This window comes from Halopseudomonas xinjiangensis, from assembly GCF_900104945.1.
GTDB lineage: Bacteria > Pseudomonadota > Gammaproteobacteria > Pseudomonadales > Pseudomonadaceae > Halopseudomonas > Halopseudomonas xinjiangensis.
The window spans coordinates 626,769-644,137 of the sequence record NZ_LT629736.1; the positions used below are offsets into that span (position 1 = coordinate 626,769).

Genomic DNA, 17,369 nt, shown 5'->3' on the forward strand with positions numbered 1-17,369 from the left:
TGCAAAAAGGCACGCACAGACCGAGATATTACGACATATGCCGTCAGAATCACGGTGGCATGAGGTGGCTTGATCCGCCTTCGTCAATCGCTTGACGTGTCGACGGGCATGCTACGGTGTTCGAAGTCGCGCAGCCAGTCCAGCAGCGCTGTGGCTGGCAGGGGTTTGCTATAGAAATAGCCCTGACCTTCATTGCAGCCCTGGGCGATGATGTAGGCTTCCTGCGCCGCGGTTTCGACGCCTTCCGCAATCACTTCCATATTCAGGCTGCGACCGAGCTGGATGATCGCGCGTACGATGGTCGCGTCGTCCTCATCAAGCAGCACATCCTGAACGAAGCTTTTGTCGACCTTGATCTTATCAAGCGGCAGTCCACGCAGATAACTGAGCGATGAGTAGCCGGTACCGAAATCGTCAATGGCTATCAATACTCCGGCTTTCTTGAGATTGTTCAGATGGCCAGCCGCTGCGGCAATGTCCTCCATCAGACCGGTTTCGGTCACTTCCAGCTCGAGGCTGTTGGCAGGCAGCGAATAGCGCTGCATAAGATTGGTGACGAGCCGGGACAGCTCGCTGTGGTGCAGCTGCACGGTGGACAGGTTCACGGCCATGCGCAGATGTGGGTAGCCGGCGGTGTGCCACTCACGCAGCTGCCGACAAGCGCGATCCAGCACCCACTCGCCGATATCAATGATCGATCCGTTCTGTTCGGCCAGGGGAATGAACAGATCGGGCGGAACCAGCCCACGTTCGCTGTGCTGCCAGCGCAGCAGTGCTTCGACCCCGACGACCCTGTGGCTGCGCAGGCAGATCTGGGGCTGAAAGACCAGATGAAACTCGTTGCGCGATAAGGCACCCCGAAGATCCTTGTCTAGCTCGCGGCGAATGCGCATCTCGCTATCCAGGCTGGCGATGTAGAACTGGTAGCGGTTTCGCGAGCGGGCTTTGGCCAGCATCATGGTCTGTTCGGCTTTCTGCAGCAGTTTTTCGGCATCGTCGCCATCGTCCGGAAACAGCGTGATCCCGATAGTCGCTCGCAGGCCGACACGATGGTCCCCAAGCGCAAACGGCTGGCCGAGATCGTCAAGAATGGTTTGTGCCAGCTCTGCTGCTTCGTAGGGCTGGCTGATCCCGGTCTGAACCAGCGCGAACTGATCTCCGCCGAGTCTCGCCAGGCAACCGAGGCGTGCGCTGTTGACACGCAACCGGTCGGCGACAGCAACCAGTAACGCGTCGCCGGACTGATACGTGAACTGCTCGTTCACCTCTTTGAAGTCGTCTAGACCACAACACAACACCGCGACGCCGCGATGTCGGCGACCGGCGTCGGCCAGAATCCTGCCGAGCTGCTCTTGCAACATGCTGCGATTGGGCAAGCCGGTCAGATGGTCGTGTTGGGACATGTGCAGCAGGTTTGCCTCGGCTTCGCGTCGGCGGCTGCTGTTGCGCTCGATGGAATCGAGTAGCTGATTGGCCTTGTTGATCCAGAGCCCCAGCTCGTTCCTTTCCTGGCCAGGGAGCATGGGGATCGGCGTCTTGCCAGGCTGATCGGGATTGATTTGCGCGATGTGCTCGATGATTCGCGCCAATGGCTTGGTCAGTAACACGTGATAAATGAGGTAGAGCATGAATGCCATCGCCAGCGCGCGCAGGATGCCGGAGATGACGATGATCAGTGACCGCTGGAGAAACTCCTGGCCGTAGGGCGCGGTATCCAGTACCAGACGCAGATCGCCGTAGTATTCGTTATACGGGGGGCGGCCATGCAGCTCGATGGCATATTCCTGCTCGACCCCGAACAGCCAGTCGGTGATGTCGCGAAAGGGGCTTTGGACCAGGTCTCGTTGCCGGCTGGCTAGGGGTGTTTCGTCGGGGTGGCCAATCGATGCGAAACGCACCGCTCGATGCTCGAACAGGCCTTCGACCACTTGTAGCGCCATTTCTCGGTCGAGGCTGTAAACGGCTTGCGTGGCGGGGTCGCGGGACATTGCCAGGATCTGTTCGGCGGTGCTGTCGATAAGCTGCCGTTCCTTGCGCAGATCGTAAACAATCTGGGCAAAGCTGAGTATCAGTCCTACCACCAGTGCCCACAGCAATACCAGTTGCAGCAACTTGACGGATAGGCTGTGCCGGCGCTCGAGTTTCAAAGTCTTGTTATGTCCGTGCATCGGTTAGGCCCGAGTTATCATGCAGGCTCGATAGCCTGTCCTGCAATACCCCGAGCAATGTACAGCCGGATACAGCGGTAGGATGTTGATTGAGATCAACACGATATTAATACGATATCGCAGAAACGAAACACCCCGCCGAAGCGGGGTGTTTGTGTGCCTGGGGTACGATCAGGCGGCTGCGTAGTTCTTCGCTACGAAGTCCCAGTTGACCACGTTCCAGAACGCTTCGACGAACTTCGGACGGGCGTTGCGATAATCGATGTAGTAGGCATGTTCCCACACATCGCAGGTCAGCAGCGGAGTCTCACCGTCGGTGATCGGGTTGCCAGCGCCGCCCTTGCTGACGATGGCCAGCGAGCCGTCGGATTTCTTGACCAGCCAGCCCCAGCCGGAGCCGAAGGTAGCGATCGACACCTTGCTGAACTCTTCCTTGAACTTGTCGAAGGAGCCAAACGCCTTGTTGATCGCTTCGGCCAGCTCGCCAGTGGGCTCGCCACCGCCGTTCGGGCTCATGCAGTTCCAGAAGAAGGTGTGGTTCCACACTTGCGCCGCATTGTTGAAGACGCCGCCGCTGGAGGTCTTGATGATGCTTTCCAGGTCCTTGCCTTCGTACTCGGTGCCCGGAATCAGGTTATTCAGGTTGGTGACGTAAGTGTTGTGGTGCTTGCCGTGGTGATAGTCCAGCGTCTCTGCGGAAATGTGCGGCTCGAGAGCGTTTTTTTCGTAGGGAAGCGGTGGTAGTTCAAAAGCCATGGTTTCTCTCCATCTTCAGGTTCAGGGTTCAGAAACGGAATCTTTCGAAGTGTGAACTCCGTGTTCGACTGGCAGGGGCACCGTATGATCGGTTTACCTGACGCCTCTTATTGCCTCTGGGCGCTGCCCGTCTATCGTTTGGCAAGCCGACAGCATAGCATTTACAGGCTCTGCTATCCACGCACCGTGCATGTGGGTATAGCCGCTTCAGGCCGTTATAGCAGGTCTGGCGAGCATCCAGGCGACGCTCAGCATCATCAACGCTACGCCCAGATCGATCAGCCGCCAGGTCAGCGGACGGGCCAGAAGCGGGGCCAGTCTTGCCGCGCCGACCGCCAGCGTGCTGAACCACAGAATGGAAGCCGCTACCGCCCCAAGTGCGAAGATTCCCGGCGTCGCCTGTTGCGCCCCGATCGAACCGACGAGAACGACAGTATCGATGTACACATGCGGATTGAGCAGCGTGACCGCCAAGGTTGCTACCAACACGCTACCTAGGGACCGGCGAGGCGCATCATCCGCACGCAGGGATTCGCCGCCCAGCGCGCGCCTTAATGCAAACAGGGCATAGCTGACCAGAAACGCCACTCCACCCCAGCGTGCAATGTGCAGGGCCAGCGGATAGGACTGCAACAACCTGGCCAGACCGAACACGCCGGCTGCAATCAATAGCGCATCGCAGATCATGCAGACCAGTGCGACAGCGATGTGATGCTCCCGGCGCAATCCCTGGGCAAGGACGAAAGCGTTCTGTGCACCAATGGCGATAATCAGACTGGCCCCTACCAGAAGGCCGTTGATGAAGCTGCTTAGTCCGTACATCGCGCGGAACTCGACGGTCGAAAGGTTGGCATTGTCCGACCGTCCGCAGTATAAGAAAAGTGCATGTTCTGAATGCGTCATTAGGAAAATCGATGCTGGATTACAAGCTTCTGGCGGCACTGGCGGCGGTGGTGGAGCAGGGCGGCTTCGAGCGGGCGGCGCAGGCGCTGGCGTTGTCGCAGTCAGCCGTGTCGCAGCGAGTCAAGCTGCTCGAAGCGCGAGTCGGTGCGCCGGTGCTGGTGCGCGCCTCGCCGCCGCGCGCGACACCCGCCGGTCAGCGCTTGCTCAACCACGTGCAACAGGTGCGCTTGCTGGAGCGCGACCTGCGGTCCGAACTGCCGATCATGGACGAAGATCACGCCGTGCCTCGCTTGCGTATAGCTATCAACGCTGACAGCCTCGCCACCTGGTGGGCCGAGGCGATCGGCTCGCTTTGCCGGGACGAGCATCTGTTGCTGGATCTGCTGGTGGATGATCAGGATGTCGGACTGCGCCGGATGCGCGCCGGCGAGGTGGCGGGCTGCGTCTGTTCCAGCGCCGAGCCGGTAGCCGGGGCGCGGTCGGTTCGGCTGGGCGTCATGCGCTATGTTGCAGTAGCCAGCCCAGGATTCGTTCATGGCGAGCTGCAGGGTGGCGCTGACTGTGCGCGCCTGGTCCGCGTTCCGGCGATCGTCTTCGGTCCCGATGACCAGCTCCAACATCGCTTCCTCGCTGCCCTGGGCATGACCGGAGACTTTGCTCATCACCTGTGCCCATCATCCGACGGTTTCGTCCGCATGCTGCGCGCCGGCGTCGGTTGGGGCATGGTGCCAGCGCTGCAGATTGCCGATCAGCTCGCCAGCGGAGAGCTGGTGGAGCTGGTCCCAGAGTGTAGCGTCGAGGTGCCCTTGTACTGGCACTACTGGCGTCACGGCGGCGGGTTGCTGGAGCGCTTGACACAGCAACTGACGGCGCAGGCTTCGCATCTGCTCAGCTGATGACGATGCTGTCCGAGCCGGGCAATCGTTCGACACAACGGCTACCGAGCAGCCGGGACGGGGTGAAATAGCCCGGGCGAGGCGCTTCGGCTTCGAGTAGATGGCGTACCGCCATCAGTACGCCGTTAACGGTGACGTTGTAGCCGTTTGCGGTGCGCACCCGTGCGGTCACCTTGCGCCCGGACGGGTTCTGCGCTTCGCCCCAGACGTAGGTGCATGCGCTCTCGCGTTGCGCTGCGTCGGGACCGACGATGCGCTTGCCGACATAGCGCTTGAGCAGCGACTGAACCGGGCCGAGTGCCAGCAACGGTTGAATCCAGTCCAGGCGGCGTAGGCGCACCGCGGCGCTGGGAGCCATCGGTACGAAGACTTCGATGTTCTCGATACCCGTAGAAAACCAGGCTGTCGCCACGTCACCCCAGGGAATCGACACCGCGGACTTCGTCCCGTTGCCGAAGTCGATATGGCGGCTCTGATAGGCGAGCGGCACCCGGCGTATCTCCCCATCGATCCGTACCTTGCCGCCTTCACGCAAGCCTTCGACCGATGTTTTTGCGGTCCCCGGGGAGAGCCCGCTGCGCGAGTCGAACCCCAACGCGAGCCGGTCCGCATCGGGTAACTCGGCTTTCAGCGTGGCGGCAATGCAGTCTGTCGGTACTACATCGAAACCGACCCCGGGGCAGACCACTATTTCAGCGGCGACCGCCTCGGCGTGTCGATCATGGGCGGCGACGAACACGTCGATCTCGCCGGTAATGTCCAGATAATGCGAGCCCTCGGCGAGGCAGGCGTCGAGCATCGGCTCGCTGGTCGCGGAGAACGGACCGGCGCAGTGAGCGATGACGCGCATCCCGGCGACGCCCTGCCGCGCCGCCTGCGGGTCTTTCAGATCGAATATGCGTGATTCCAGGCCGAGCTCTTGTGCCAGCGCTTCGATCGCAGCACGTCGGCGCCCGCCAAGTACGGGACGCAAGCCCTGACGAGCCGCCTCACGAGCAACCAGTTGCCCGGTGTATCCGTTCGCTCCGTAGATCATCCAGGGTTGCATACTGTCCTCCGCTGCGCGTGTCTGTTATGCAGCCTAACCCCTGTGCGGCCCTGTTGCCACGTTGCCGGGGGACGGCCATGGCAAAACTGCTAGAGTGTCCCAAAAAAGGAGCGAGACCCATGCGAATTCTGGTAACAGGAGCCAGCGGCTTCATTGGCGGGCGGTTCGCCGCGCAGGCGCTCGATGCGGGGTTCGAGGTGCGCTGCAATGGTCGTCGGACCGAGCCGATGGAGTGGCTGGCGCGACGAGGAGGCGAATGCGTAAGCGGCGACCTGGGCGACGCCGAGTTCGCCGCACGTCTTGCGCATGATTGCGAAGCCATCGTTCACTGCGCCGAAGCGGTCGGCACCTGGGGCAGCTATCAGCATTTCCATCAGGCCAATGTCACCGTCACCGAGCATATGCTCGACAGCGCGCGGCGCAATGGCGTGCGACGCTTTGTGCATCTCTCATCGCCGTCCATCTATTTCGATGGCAAGGATCACCGCGATATCAAGGAGGACTTCGTACCACGCCGCTTCTTTGATCACTACGGCGCGACCAAGTACATGGCCGACCAGGCAGTGTTTCTCGCCGGTCGCGTTGGCCTTGAAGTCATCGCCCTGCGCCCGCGCTTCGTCATCGGCGCAGGGGACGCATCGATCTTTCCGCGGCTGCTGCGAGCTCACGGTGCCGGTCGGCTGCGCATCGTCGGCAAGGGCCAGAACCGGGTCGACCTGACGCCGGTGGAGAACGTGGCGGATGCCATGCTCCTGGCGCTGAAAGCACCCGATGCCGCGTTGGGGCGCGCCTATAACATCAGCAACGGCGCGCCGGTCCGGTTCTGGCCGACCTTTAACCACCTGCTGCAGCGGCTGGATCTCCCGCCGCTGACCAGACATGTGCCGTTTCGTCTGGCCTATGCCATGGCAGCACTGGCCGAATGGCGGGCCGCGCGTGAACCCGGCCAGCCGGAGCCGCCGGTCTCGCGGCTGGGCATGGCGGTGATGGCACGCGATTTCAACCTGGACATTTCCGCTGCCAGGCACATGCTTGGCTATCAGCCTAGGGTGTCCACGGACGAAGGTCTCGAAGGCTTCGCTGCCTGGTGGCAGGCGGGCACGCCTAGTTCCGAATGATCTGTCCGCGGTAGATGCGCACGCTGGTCGAGGCGGGCGCCGGGACTTCGGTCGCCGGGTCGGGCAGTCGCGCTACCCGGTAACGGCGTGACGCAATAGCGCCCTGCGCCCGTCCCCCATCTTCCACGCCAGCCAGCGGTTCGAGCATATTCGACAGGCGCAAGCCGAGTTCTCGAATGTCTGCCCGCTGACTGTCGTGACTCAGTTGCAACAACCGTTCGATGGCGTCCGGTTCGGCCAGGCGGATGACCACGCCGGTATCCTGTTTGAGTAGCCGTCGCAGTGCCGTCATGCAATCCAGCGTGCCGCGGTTGAATTGTGCTTCGCTGATCATGTCTTTCCCCCTTTTTGGCAGGCCTGGCACCGGGAGCCTAGCCAAGCAGCAGCCAAGCAAGCAGAATACATACCACTTCGAGCGGTTCCGTATTCGGCGCGGCCTGCAAGCCAGGCCAGCGGCCAAATCACGCGCGGCGAACCACCTGATTGCAAGCTGACGGTGCGGCCCATGCACCGCTGGCGATCACGGTTTGCGACATTTGAGAGACATGGAGTTGAATGGACATGAGAGAACGTGACCCGGACGAGTTGCCGTCGATCAGTGCGCTGGATGAAGAGCGTTCCGACCGCAGGCCATCGCCGCGCATGGCCGCTGGCGACTCGTTGCGAGCGCCGCCGCCTCGGGCCGAGGCCTCCTCAGGTCGCAACGGTGCCCTGTGGGCAGTCTGCGGTGCGCTGATCCTGGCATTGATCGGACTCGGCTACTGGACCCAGCAGCAGCAGGCTCGACTACAACGGCAGCTAGTGGCCACGCAGAACAGCTTCGCCGAGATAAGCGAGGAGGCGGCGGGGCGTCTGCAGGACATCAGCGGTCAGGTGTCAACGACCCAATCGGCGCTGAGCGATGTCGAGCAGACGCGCCAGACGCTTGAAGGCTTGAGCGCACGTCTTGGCGAACTGGCTGCCCGCGTCAACCAGCAAGCCGAAGAAGTGCAGCGCGGCGGTGCCACGGCGCGCGAGCGCGACACCCAGCAGCAGAGTCGACTCGACCAGGTGGATCAGCGCATCGCTACCCTTGCAGGGCGACTCGATGCGGGGGACGACACCGCCAGCACGCTGCGCGAGGAGTTGATCCAGCTGCGCGAATCGATGCGGGTCATCGACGACCGTCTGGCGACAGTCAATGAACTGGAGCAGCAACTGGCCGCACAATCGCAGCGGTTGACGGCACAACAACGCGCATTGGAGCAGCTGCGACAGGAGCAGCCTGATGTAGATGTTGCTCAGGAATTGCTCGTCATTCGCAGCGAGCTGGACCAGCGACTGTCCTCTCTTGAGCAGGAGCTGCGTTCGATCGACTCGTTCCGGCTGCAGACCAACCGCAGCCTGACCACGCTGCAGGAGCAGATGCGTACGCTGCAACAGCAGATATCCTCTCCCTGATGAATTTCCTCGCGCACCTGTATCTGGGGCCGCGCGATCCTGAGCGTCTGCTCGGCAGCATGCTCGGTGACTTCGTCAAGGGACCGATAGGGAGCATGCAGTTACCTGCCGGGGTACGCGAGGGAATCTGGTTGCACCGGCAGATCGATGCTTTCACCGATGCGCATCCGCTGGTAGCTCTGAGCAAGAGGCGCGTCAGTCCGCTGCGTCGCCGCTTCGCCGGCATCATGGTCGACATGTTTTATGACCATATGCTCGCCAGGCACTGGCAGCGTTTCGAAGCCGTGTCGCTTTCGGCGTTCACTGACCAGGCGTATGCAGACTTGCTAGCCAATCAGCATCTGATGCCTGATCGCGCCCGGTTGGTCATTACGCGGATGGCAACCCATGACTGGCTCGGCTCGTACGTTCACGTCGAATCGCTGCACCAGGCGCTGGATAACATGGCGCGTCGGTTCAGCCGGCAAACCAGCCTGCCAGGCGGGGCAGCCGAACTGGAGGCGGAGTACACCGGGTTCGAGGCTGACTTCCTGGCATTCATGCCCGAGGTGACCGCGTTTGCCTCGGCTCAGGCGGCGCGTCTGGAGAGTGAAGGGGAGGCATTGGTGTCGGCGCCGTCTTCGAGGCCCAACACCTGAATGACGGACGCGCGCGCTTCGCGCGCCAGCTGGTTGCGCGGCGCACTGCCGGCTCGCAGGGGCGGCAGCAGGTGAATCTCTACGTCGATCCGTTCGCTGCCAAGCAGGCGCCACAGGTGGGCAGTGAACTCATCGTCATTGATGAAGGGCGCGACGCTGTCCCGTTCGCCGCAACGCCTGTAGGCGATCGCCACCGGTTGCACTGGCGCGCCCGTTTCCACTGCACACCCGAGCAATCGACCGTGGAAGGTACGCACTCTGTCTCCGGCGGTGGTAGTGCCTTCGGGGAAGATCATCAGACTGTGCCCGGCTGCGAGCATGCCGCTGAGCTGATCGTTGAGCGAGGTCGCCGCGCCGGTTCCGCGCTGAATGAACAGCGTACCGGCGCCTTTTGCCAGCCAGCCGATCACCGGCCAGGCAGCGACTTCTGCCTTGGACAAGAAGTGCAGTGGAGCCAACCTGCCGAGCAGTACGATGTCTACCCAGGACACGTGGTTGCTCAACCAGAGCGAGGGCTGCCGAGGCAGCGCGCCGAGGCAGCGCACGCGTAACGGCAGCAAGCTGACCAAGCCGCTCATCCATACCTGCGAAAGCCGTGATCTGATCGCCTGCGTCTGTGCAGGAACAAGCCGCGTCAGCAGGGCGGCCAGACCAGCCATGACCAGCCCGCAAGCAATCCACACGGCAACTGCCGGTACCCGCCAGAGTCGTCGCAACAGCGGTCCCGGACTCACTCGCACGCTGCCTTGAAGTGCTTGGCATAGCGAGGACACAGCTGTTCGCGGCGCAGCAGGATGAACACGTCGGCCACGTTGAAATCCGGATCCCAGCATGGCTCGCCGCAGATTTTCGCACCCAGGCGCATGTAAGCCTTGAGCAGCGGCGGCAGCTGCGCGGTCACGTTTGCCGGCAGGTCAAGCTCGGGCACCGGCAGGCGGGGAATCGCGTTCAGGTGGTCGCGGCTGAGATACCGATCACGCAGCCGTTGCATGATCGCGTGCGCCTGCACTCCGCCGTCGCTCATGTCGATGCTGGCACAACCCATAAGGTATTCGTAGCGCCGCTCGTTCATTACCTGCGCCAGACCTGCCCAGAGTACGGAGATGGTGGCGCCGTTGCGGTAGTCGGGGTGCACGCAGGTGCGGCCGATCTCGAGAATGTCGCCGCGCAGGGCGGTCAGGCCGACCAATTGAAACTCGCCTTCGCTATAGAAGCCACCAGCCTGTTGCGACCGCTGGCTGTCGAGCAACCGAGTGGTTGCGACCAGTTGTCCGGTAAATAGATCACGAACCACCAGGTGCTCGCAGTACAGATCGAAGCGGTCCTGATCAAGCCCGCCGTCTGCGTCATGCAGGTTCGCCCCGCATTCTTCGCCGAACACCCGGAAACGCAGTCGTTGGGCTTCGCGAAGGGTTTCCTGATCGCTGGCGAGTTCGACCACAAGGTGGCGAGTAGGGGTTTGCTCGAGTGCTACTGCGGCGTGAGTCATGGGGCACCTCCGTCAGGGCGGCCTGGAATGATCTTCAAGGCCGATGCTAGGACGGGTGGGTGTCAGGTAGATGACGTCTTTGTGGCGCTCGCATGACAGCCGCCGAGCAGCGCTGCGTTGACGCAAGTCAGTATCGCGGAACGGGTAGTCGCTTATAACGTGCGCTGTCTTTTATCCAGCCCAGACAAGGATATCCGATGGCCCGCACAGCTCGCGTCCTGTTCGACAACGGACCGCACAAGGTACTCTGCTTCGATCAACTGGTGACCGGCGACGGCGTCCAGTCCAACCAGTTTCTGATCATCGACCATAACCAGCATGCCCTGCTCGATCCGGGTGGTGATCTGACTTACATGCCGTTGTCGCTGGCGGTAAGCGATTATATTCCGCTGCGCGAACTGACCTACGTGTTCGCCTCTCACCAGGATCCGGACATCATCGCATCACTGGACAAATGGTTCCTGCACACCGGATGCAAGGTGGTTTGCTCGAAATTATGGGCACGCTTTCTGCCCCATCTTTCGGCTGCGTATCTGACCAGGCACCATGGCCAAAGCACCACCGACCGGATGATCGCCGTGCCGGATCGCGGTCAGTTGATCCCGCTCGGCGAGACCGTGATCAAGGCGCTTCCGGCGCACTTCCTGCATTCGGTGGGCAACTTGCAGTTCTTCGACCCTGTCAGCCGGATCCTGTTTTCCGGCGACATGGGTGCCTCGCTGGTAGACGACGCCGAGCCGGTCGCCGATTTCACAGCGCATCTGCCGAGCATGGAGGGCTTTCACCGTCGCTACATGGCGGGGAACAAGGCATGCCGATTGTGGGCCAATATGGTTCGGCAGTTGAATCCGAGCATGATCGTCCCGCAGCACGGGCGACCATTTGTCGGGCCTGCTATGATCAATGCGTTCCTCGACTGGATCAGCCAGCTGCAGTGCGGGCTGGATCTGCTCGAGCAGGACGACTATTCCATACCCTGTTAAAGGTACGCATGGCTGGCCCTGTATATCCGTGGCGCAAGGATAACCGCTTCGAACTGCTCATAGACGGCACCGTCTTCTTCCCCCGCATCATCCGGGAGATGGAGCAGGCGTGCCGGACCATCGACGTAGAGTTGTATCTGGTCAGCAGTGGAGAGAGTAGCGATCGGGTGATCGCCACGCTGATCGAAGCGGTGGAGCGTGGCGTGCGGGTGCGCTGTCTGCTCGACAGTCTGGGTAGTCACGAAATGGACAGCGATGACCGCCAACGCCTGCTGGACGCCGGCGTCGAGCTGCGCTTCTACAACCCGCTACGGCTGTTCCATTGGGTTGGCAACTTCCACCGTGATCACCGCAAGCTGCTACTGGTCGACGAACAACTGGCTTTCGTGGGCGGTACCGGCTTTACCGATGAGTTCTGTCAGCCCGTTGAAGGCGGCTTCTGCCCCTGGCACGAGCAGATGCTGGCCGTTCAGGGTCCGGTGGTCAGCGACTGGCTTGACCTGTTCGAACGGCAGTGGAAGGCGTCCGGTTCCGGTTGGCGTCGCAAGCCGACCGGAACCGGCAAAGCCAGCATCCCCCGTACGCCGGAGACCGGGGACGGCTGGGCTCGGGTTACCTACGCCGATGCAAGTTCACAGCAGGAGGTTCTGCAATCGTTGTTCGCGACCGTGGCGCGTGCCGAGCGGCGCGTCTGGCTGGCGACGCCCTACTTTCTGCCTGCGTGGCGTGTCCGCCGCTCCTTGATGCGCGCGGCGCGGCGCGGCGTCGATGTGCGCCTGCTGCTCAGCGGTCCGAAGCACGACCATCCTTCGATTCGCTACGCCGGGCAGAGATTCTACGCACGGCTTCTCAGGTCAGGGGTGCGCATCTATGAATTCCAGCCGCGGTTTTTGCATTTGAAAACGGTTCTGGTTGATGACTGGGTCAGTCTCGGCTCGTGCAATTTCGATAACTGGAGCCTGCACTGGAATCTCGAGGCGAACCAGAACGCCATCGATTCGGCTCTTGCTCAGGCAGTGCAGCAAAGCTTTGAAGTCGACTTCCAAGACAGCTTCGAATGGACTCGTGCTGCCTGGAAGTCGCTGTCGCTCTGGCACCGATTGAAGATTCGCGTCTGGTCAAGCCTCAACCGGCTGGTGTCGATCTGGTTCAGTATTCGCCGTTGAGCGCCTGGCCGAACGACTTCAGTTGAACACCGGCTTGCGCTTCTGCATGAACGCAGCGAGCGCTTCGCGAGCCTCAGGTCCGCCGAGCAGCTTGGAGAAGTGTTCACCTTCCTCATCCATCACCCGCGACGCCACATCCGCCACGCCGCGCTTGATCAGTTGCTTGGTCAGGCGCATGGATTCCGGGGGCAGCTCGGCGATGCGACGAGCGGCAGACATGGCCGCATCGAATACCGGTTGGCCGGCAGGCAGTGCCTGGTTGGCCAGGCCGAATTCGACCGCACGCGACCCACTGATCTCTTCACCCAGCAGCAGAAGTTCGGCGGTACGCGGATGTCCTAGCAGGCGCGGCAGAAGGAAGCTGGAGCCCGCCTCGGGGCAAAGGCCAAGGTTGACGAACGGCATCTTCAGTCGGGCGTTCTCGGCGACATAAATCAGATCGCAGTGCAGCAGCATGGTGGTGCCGACACCCACCGCAGGCCCGTTCACCGCAGCGATCAGTGGTTTGTCCGCGTGACAGATCGCCTTCAGGAATCGATACACCGGGCTTTCCGGTTCGCTTGCCGGGGCGTTGAGAAAATCGCTGACATCGTTGCCGCTGGTGAAGCATTCGGCACTGCCCCGTATGATTACGGCGCGGATGCTGGCGTCTTCCTGTGCTGCGTTGATGGCGGTGGCCATCGCTCCGTACATGTCCCGGGTCAGGGCATTCTTCTTGTCCGGGCGGTGCATGGTCAGGGTCAGGACCGCCTCGTTACGCTCTTCCAACAGGTGCTCGCTCACGGGTATCTCCTCTGGTCAGGCCTTGCTGGTGGCGAAGGCTTCGTCAATGATCTGCCGACCCGGCAAGCCGGCCATGAACAGCGGCCGACGCAACTGCTCGACGAAAGAAGGGCTTCCGGCGGCCAGCGCGACTGTGCGCCGCGAGGCAATGCGCAGTGTCTTCAAATCCTGCGACAGTTGGCTGGCGTGGCGAAACTGCAACACCAGCGACGGGTTTGCATGCTGCAGTTCTAGCAGCGCATCGCCGAGATAGCAGCCATTATCAGCATCGGAATGCCAATGCCATAATGCAATGCCCTGTCGGTGCCCCCTGTCGAGCGCGTCGCGGGCGAGGGCCTGGAGTGGGGCGAGGCCGGAACCCCTGGCGAGCAGCAGTAGGGGCACGTCCAGCCATTGAGTATCGAACTGCAGATGCCCGGATGCTGCGCCCAGATGCACAGTCTCACCAGCTTCGACCCGACTGATCGCTTGTGAGAAAACCCCGTGCGGATGGACGCGAATATGAAACTCCAGCCACGGATCGCTTGCCAGACTGGCGATCGAGTAAGGTCGCGCGAGCCTGTCATTCAACCAGATTGTAAGGTGCTGGGCGGGGGCGAAGCGCATCGGTCGTTGCGCAACCAGACGCAGGCGAACCAGCGACGGAGCAAGCCGGTCCACGCTGTGTACGGTAGCGGGCGTGGCGTCGCGGGAGGGATCGAGCAGTTGCACCTCGAGATCAGCCGCGACGGTGCACTGGCAACTCAACAGCCAGCCGGCCTGCTGTTGGGCCGCGCTCAATCCGGCGCGCGCCGAGGCGGGAACAGCTTCCGATTCGCTGCGTACCAGGCAGGTCTGGCAATGCCCGGCGCGGCACGAGGAAGCGACCGGCAGTCCGGCACTCTGCAACGCATCGAGCAGGTTCGCTCCGGGCTCGACCACGAGCTTCTGTCCGGCGACCCTGACTTCAGACATGGACGTGCTGATACGCTTCGCTGCGGTTACGGCCGTTTTCCTTGGCCAGGTACAGGGCCTGGTCGGCCTGCTGGATGCATCCCTCCAGATCGTCATCGGCGCGTATCAGGCAGAGGCCGGCCGACAGCGTGCAGCGCATCTCCTCGGGCAGGCCGGGAAACTGCATCCGCGCGAACGCCTCGCGGATGCGTTCAACGCAATGGGTAAGCGTCGCCATATCGCTGTTACCGAGTATCAGAATGAATTCCTCTCCGCCAAAACGCGCTATCAGGTCGTCGCCACGCAGATTGGCCTTGGCCAGTTCGGCGAAGCCGCGCAAGACTTCGTCGCCGACCGCATGGCCGAAACGGTCATTGATGCGCTTGAAATGATCCAGATCAATCAGTGCCAGCCCCAGCGTACGCGGCGGGCCAAGCAAGTGAATCCTGCGCTCGGCCTCGTTGAGAAAATGCCTGCGGTTCGCCAGGCCGGTCAAGGCGTCGGTGGCTGCCAGGCTTTGTAGCTGACCCATCATGCCCTTGAGCGTTTCCTGATGCACCTGCAGCGTCTGGTGGCGCCGCTGAAGACGCTCCTGCAACTCCCGCACATACGAGCCGAACAGGCACAGCCAGGTCAGAAAGCAGGCGAGAATTAACCATTCCAGCAGGCTCGCCGACAGCTCGCGATTGTGCGAGCCGAGGTTGATCTCATAAGTCAGCAGGAGCGTATAGCAGGCGAGGGCAAACGCCGCGTGCATGATGAACGAGCGCATCGACAGCATGAACACGCCGAACAGCAGGCTCAGTGGGTAGAGCATTAGCAGGCTGCCGCGTATGTCAGTGGTCTGAGACAGAAGATAGGTCACCAGTATGGTGGCGACGGCTATCTGCGGGCTGGTCAGGCTGGGATCCCTGAAGCGCAGATTCATCCCGGTGATGAACATCGCGAAAAAAGCGCCTTGGGTGGCAAGTCCCAGTGCGACGTGGCTTGCTGCGTGCCACATCTCACCGTTGTACTGTCCGACCAGCCAGGCCACCGCTACCACCGAATAGCTGATGATGTAACTGATCTGCGCAAGATAGAAGCGCTGTAAACGCAGCGCCTGATTCCTGCTTTCCTTCGAATCCTTCGCTATCACATCATGCCTCTTCCAGATGATGGCACTTTGACGTCAATCTATCGTTCCAGTCTCGGTTTGCCTAGTCATTTTGTCGAGACCGGACGTCAAAGCCCCGTGCAACGCTGCCGTCTCGTGCCGGCTCGGGTATACTCTGGCACCTGTTGTTTTCAGAGCAAGGGCTGCATGGCCCGCTCGCCGCTTTGTCCGTGATTCTGGCAGTACTGTCCTTCTCGCGACAGTACTGTCAGTCGCCAAACCATAGGAGCCTGTCCGAGCATGGCCGTAATCAAGCAAGACGACCTGATTCAAAGCGTGGCAGACGCGCTGCAGTACATTTCCTATTACCACCCCGTGGATTTCATTCAGGCTGTGCACGAAGCCTATCAGCGCGAAGAATCGCCTGCGGCGCGCGACGCCATGGCTCAGATTCTGATCAACTCGCGCATGTGCGCGACTGGCCACCGGCCGATCTGCCAGGACACCGGTATCGTCACCGTGTTCGTCAAGGTTGGCATGAACGTACGCTGGGACGGTGCCACCATGGGCCTGGACGACATGATCAACGAGGGCGTGCGACGCGCGTACAACCTGCCGGAAAACGTGCTGCGCGCATCGATCCTCGCCGACCCTGCTGGTAAGCGGACCAACACCAAGGACAACACCCCGGCGGTTATCCACTACGAAATCGTCCCGGGCGATACCGTCGAATTCCATGTCGCAGCCAAGGGCGGCGGGTCCGAGAACAAGTCGAAGATGGTCATGCTCAACCCGTCCGACTCGATTGTCGACTGGGTGGTGAAGACCGTGCCGACCATGGGCGCCGGCTGGTGTCCCCCGGGCATGCTCGGCATCGGCATTGGCGGTACTGCCGAGAAAGCGGCGGTGTTGGCGAAGGAATCACTGATGGACTCCATCGATATTCACGAACTGCGCAAGCGTGGCCCGCAGAACCGTGTCGAGGAGCTGCGTCTGGAGATCATGGACAAGGTCAACGCGCTGGGTATTGGCGCTCAGGGTCTGGGCGGTCTGACCACGGTACTGGACATCAAGATCAAGGATTACCCGACCCACGCTGCCAGTTTGCCGGTATGCATGATTCCCAACTGCGCCGCCACGCGCCATGCGCATTTCGTTCTCGACGGAAGCGGTCCGGCCGTGCTCGAAGCGCCACCGATGGATGCCTACCCGGACATCACCTGGGAAGTCGGCAGCGGCGTGCGCCGTGTGAATCTGGATACCGTCACCCCGGAAGACGTACTGAGCTGGAAGAGCGGCGAAACCGTGCTGCTCTCCGGCAAGATGCTCACCGGTCGCGACGCGGCACACAAGCGCATGGTTGACATGCTCAACAAGGGCGAACAGTTGCCGGTAGATCTGAAAGGTCGATTCATCTACTACGTGGGCCCGGTCGATCCGGTGCGTGACGAGGTGGTTGGACCGGCCGGCCCGACCACGGCCACCCGCATGGACAAGTTCACTCGCCAGATTCTCGATCAGACCGGCCTGCTTGGCATGATCGGCAAGTCCGAACGTGGTCCGATCGCGATCGAAGCGATCAAGGATCACAAGGCGGTGTATCTGATGGCCGTGGGCGGGGCAGCGTACCTGGTTGCCCAGGCAATCAAGAAAGCCGACGTGCTGGCGTTTGCGGAACTGGGTATGGAGGCGATCTACGAGTTCGAGGTCAAGGACATGCCGGTCACCGTGGCGGTCGACTCGACTGGCGAGTCTGCGCATATCACCGGCCCGCAGATCTGGCAGAAGAAGATCGCCGATAGCCTGGCGGTCGAAGTCTGATTCTTCGCTTGCTTGAAAAACCCGGCTTCGGCCGGGTTTTTTGCTTGTGGAAGACGCTCCGTCGCATGGCATGAACTCTACCGACCCTGGCTCTCTCTGAAAGAGAGCGGCGCTGGCCTGCGTTGGCCTCG

17 protein-coding genes are annotated in these 17,369 nt (G+C 61.6%); 7 read left to right on the forward strand and 10 right to left on the reverse strand.

What is annotated here, in order from left to right:
- Positions 1-83: 83 nt before the first annotated feature.
- The 3 genes from BLT85_RS02880 to BLT85_RS02890 all read right to left on the reverse strand — a co-directional run bounded on the left by BLT85_RS02880 (position 84) and on the right by BLT85_RS02890 (position 3,746).
- Entirely contained in the window at positions 84-2,147 is a 2,064-nt protein-coding gene (locus BLT85_RS02880; RefSeq protein WP_093397333.1) for a putative bifunctional diguanylate cyclase/phosphodiesterase, read from the reverse strand.
- Positions 2,148-2,339: 192 nt separating this feature from the next.
- A complete protein-coding gene (locus tag BLT85_RS02885) occupies positions 2,340-2,924 on the reverse strand; it encodes a superoxide dismutase (protein WP_093391733.1) in 585 nt (194 codons plus the stop codon).
- Positions 2,925-3,131: 207 nt separating this feature from the next.
- Positions 3,132-3,746 (reverse strand): LysE/ArgO family amino acid transporter, encoded by a 615-nt coding sequence (locus BLT85_RS02890; protein WP_093397336.1) that lies wholly within the window; start codon positions 3,744-3,746, stop codon positions 3,132-3,134.
- A 92-nt stretch (positions 3,747-3,838) separates the two neighbouring features.
- On the opposite strand from BLT85_RS02890, the gene BLT85_RS02895 reads away from it, so the two are divergent.
- Positions 3,839-4,723 (forward strand): LysR family transcriptional regulator ArgP, encoded by an 885-nt coding sequence (locus BLT85_RS02895; protein ID WP_093391734.1) that lies wholly within the window; start codon positions 3,839-3,841, stop codon positions 4,721-4,723.
- Here BLT85_RS02895 and BLT85_RS02900 read toward each other — a convergent pair.
- Complete coding sequence (locus BLT85_RS02900) at positions 4,716-5,771, reverse strand: saccharopine dehydrogenase family protein (RefSeq protein ID WP_231701526.1); 1,056 nt, start codon at positions 5,769-5,771, stop codon at positions 4,716-4,718. The genes BLT85_RS02895 and BLT85_RS02900 overlap by 8 nt on opposite strands.
- Before the next feature lie 119 nt (positions 5,772-5,890).
- Between BLT85_RS02900 and BLT85_RS02905 the strand changes: the two genes are divergently transcribed.
- Positions 5,891-6,889, forward strand: a complete 999-nt coding sequence (locus tag BLT85_RS02905; protein ID WP_093391735.1) for an NAD-dependent epimerase/dehydratase family protein — start codon at positions 5,891-5,893, stop codon at positions 6,887-6,889.
- Here BLT85_RS02905 and BLT85_RS02910 read toward each other — a convergent pair.
- Positions 6,876-7,223 carry a hypothetical protein gene (locus tag BLT85_RS02910; protein WP_093391736.1) on the reverse strand — a complete coding sequence of 116 codons (348 nt, stop codon included), beginning with the start codon at positions 7,221-7,223 and terminating at the stop codon, positions 6,876-6,878. The genes BLT85_RS02905 and BLT85_RS02910 overlap by 14 nt on opposite strands.
- Positions 7,224-7,450: 227 nt before the next feature.
- Between BLT85_RS02910 and BLT85_RS02915 the strand changes: the two genes are divergently transcribed.
- Positions 7,451-8,329 carry a hypothetical protein gene (locus tag BLT85_RS02915; protein ID WP_157718106.1) on the forward strand — a complete coding sequence of 293 codons (879 nt, stop codon included), beginning with the start codon at positions 7,451-7,453 and terminating at the stop codon, positions 8,327-8,329.
- On the forward strand, positions 8,329-8,967 hold the full coding sequence (locus BLT85_RS02920; protein ID WP_093391738.1) for an acyl carrier protein phosphodiesterase: 639 nt from the start codon (positions 8,329-8,331) through the stop codon (positions 8,965-8,967). Before BLT85_RS02915 ends, BLT85_RS02920 begins: the two co-directional genes overlap by 1 nt.
- Here BLT85_RS02920 and BLT85_RS02925 read toward each other — a convergent pair.
- Both BLT85_RS02925 and BLT85_RS02930 read right to left on the reverse strand, forming a co-directional pair.
- Entirely contained in the window at positions 8,898-9,626 is a 729-nt protein-coding gene (locus tag BLT85_RS02925) for a lysophospholipid acyltransferase family protein (protein WP_093397341.1), read from the reverse strand. The genes BLT85_RS02920 and BLT85_RS02925 overlap by 70 nt on opposite strands.
- A gap of 71 nt (positions 9,627-9,697) precedes the next feature.
- Positions 9,698-10,456: a GNAT family N-acetyltransferase gene (locus tag BLT85_RS02930; protein ID WP_093391739.1), complete on the reverse strand. Its 759-nt coding sequence runs from the start codon at positions 10,454-10,456 to the stop codon at positions 9,698-9,700.
- A 197-nt stretch (positions 10,457-10,653) separates the two neighbouring features.
- On the opposite strand from BLT85_RS02930, the gene BLT85_RS02935 reads away from it, so the two are divergent.
- The gene (locus tag BLT85_RS02935; protein WP_093391740.1) at positions 10,654-11,439 is read left to right on the forward strand and encodes an oxygen-binding di-iron domain-containing protein; all 786 of its coding nucleotides are present in this window, start codon (positions 10,654-10,656) and stop codon (positions 11,437-11,439) included.
- Positions 11,440-11,447: 8 nt separating this feature from the next.
- The gene (locus BLT85_RS02940) at positions 11,448-12,605 is read left to right on the forward strand and encodes a phospholipase D-like domain-containing protein (RefSeq protein ID WP_093391741.1); all 1,158 of its coding nucleotides are present in this window, start codon (positions 11,448-11,450) and stop codon (positions 12,603-12,605) included.
- An 18-nt stretch (positions 12,606-12,623) separates the two neighbouring features.
- Here the strand turns inward: BLT85_RS02940 and BLT85_RS02945 are convergent, their stop codons facing one another.
- From BLT85_RS02945 to BLT85_RS02955, 3 genes are read right to left on the reverse strand one after another with little or no spacing between them, the layout of a single operon-like run.
- Positions 12,624-13,388 (reverse strand): enoyl-CoA hydratase, encoded by a 765-nt coding sequence (locus BLT85_RS02945; protein WP_093391742.1) that lies wholly within the window; start codon positions 13,386-13,388, stop codon positions 12,624-12,626.
- A gap of 15 nt (positions 13,389-13,403) precedes the next feature.
- A complete protein-coding gene (locus tag BLT85_RS02950; protein WP_172829801.1) occupies positions 13,404-14,342 on the reverse strand; it encodes a 2Fe-2S iron-sulfur cluster-binding protein in 939 nt (312 codons plus the stop codon).
- A complete protein-coding gene (locus BLT85_RS02955; RefSeq protein WP_093391744.1) occupies positions 14,335-15,459 on the reverse strand; it encodes a GGDEF domain-containing protein in 1,125 nt (374 codons plus the stop codon). Before BLT85_RS02955 ends, BLT85_RS02950 begins: the two co-directional genes overlap by 8 nt.
- Positions 15,460-15,717: 258 nt before the next feature.
- Between BLT85_RS02955 and BLT85_RS02960 the strand changes: the two genes are divergently transcribed.
- A complete protein-coding gene (locus BLT85_RS02960; RefSeq protein WP_093391745.1) occupies positions 15,718-17,238 on the forward strand; it encodes a fumarate hydratase in 1,521 nt (506 codons plus the stop codon).
- Positions 17,239-17,369: the final 131 nt, after the last annotated feature.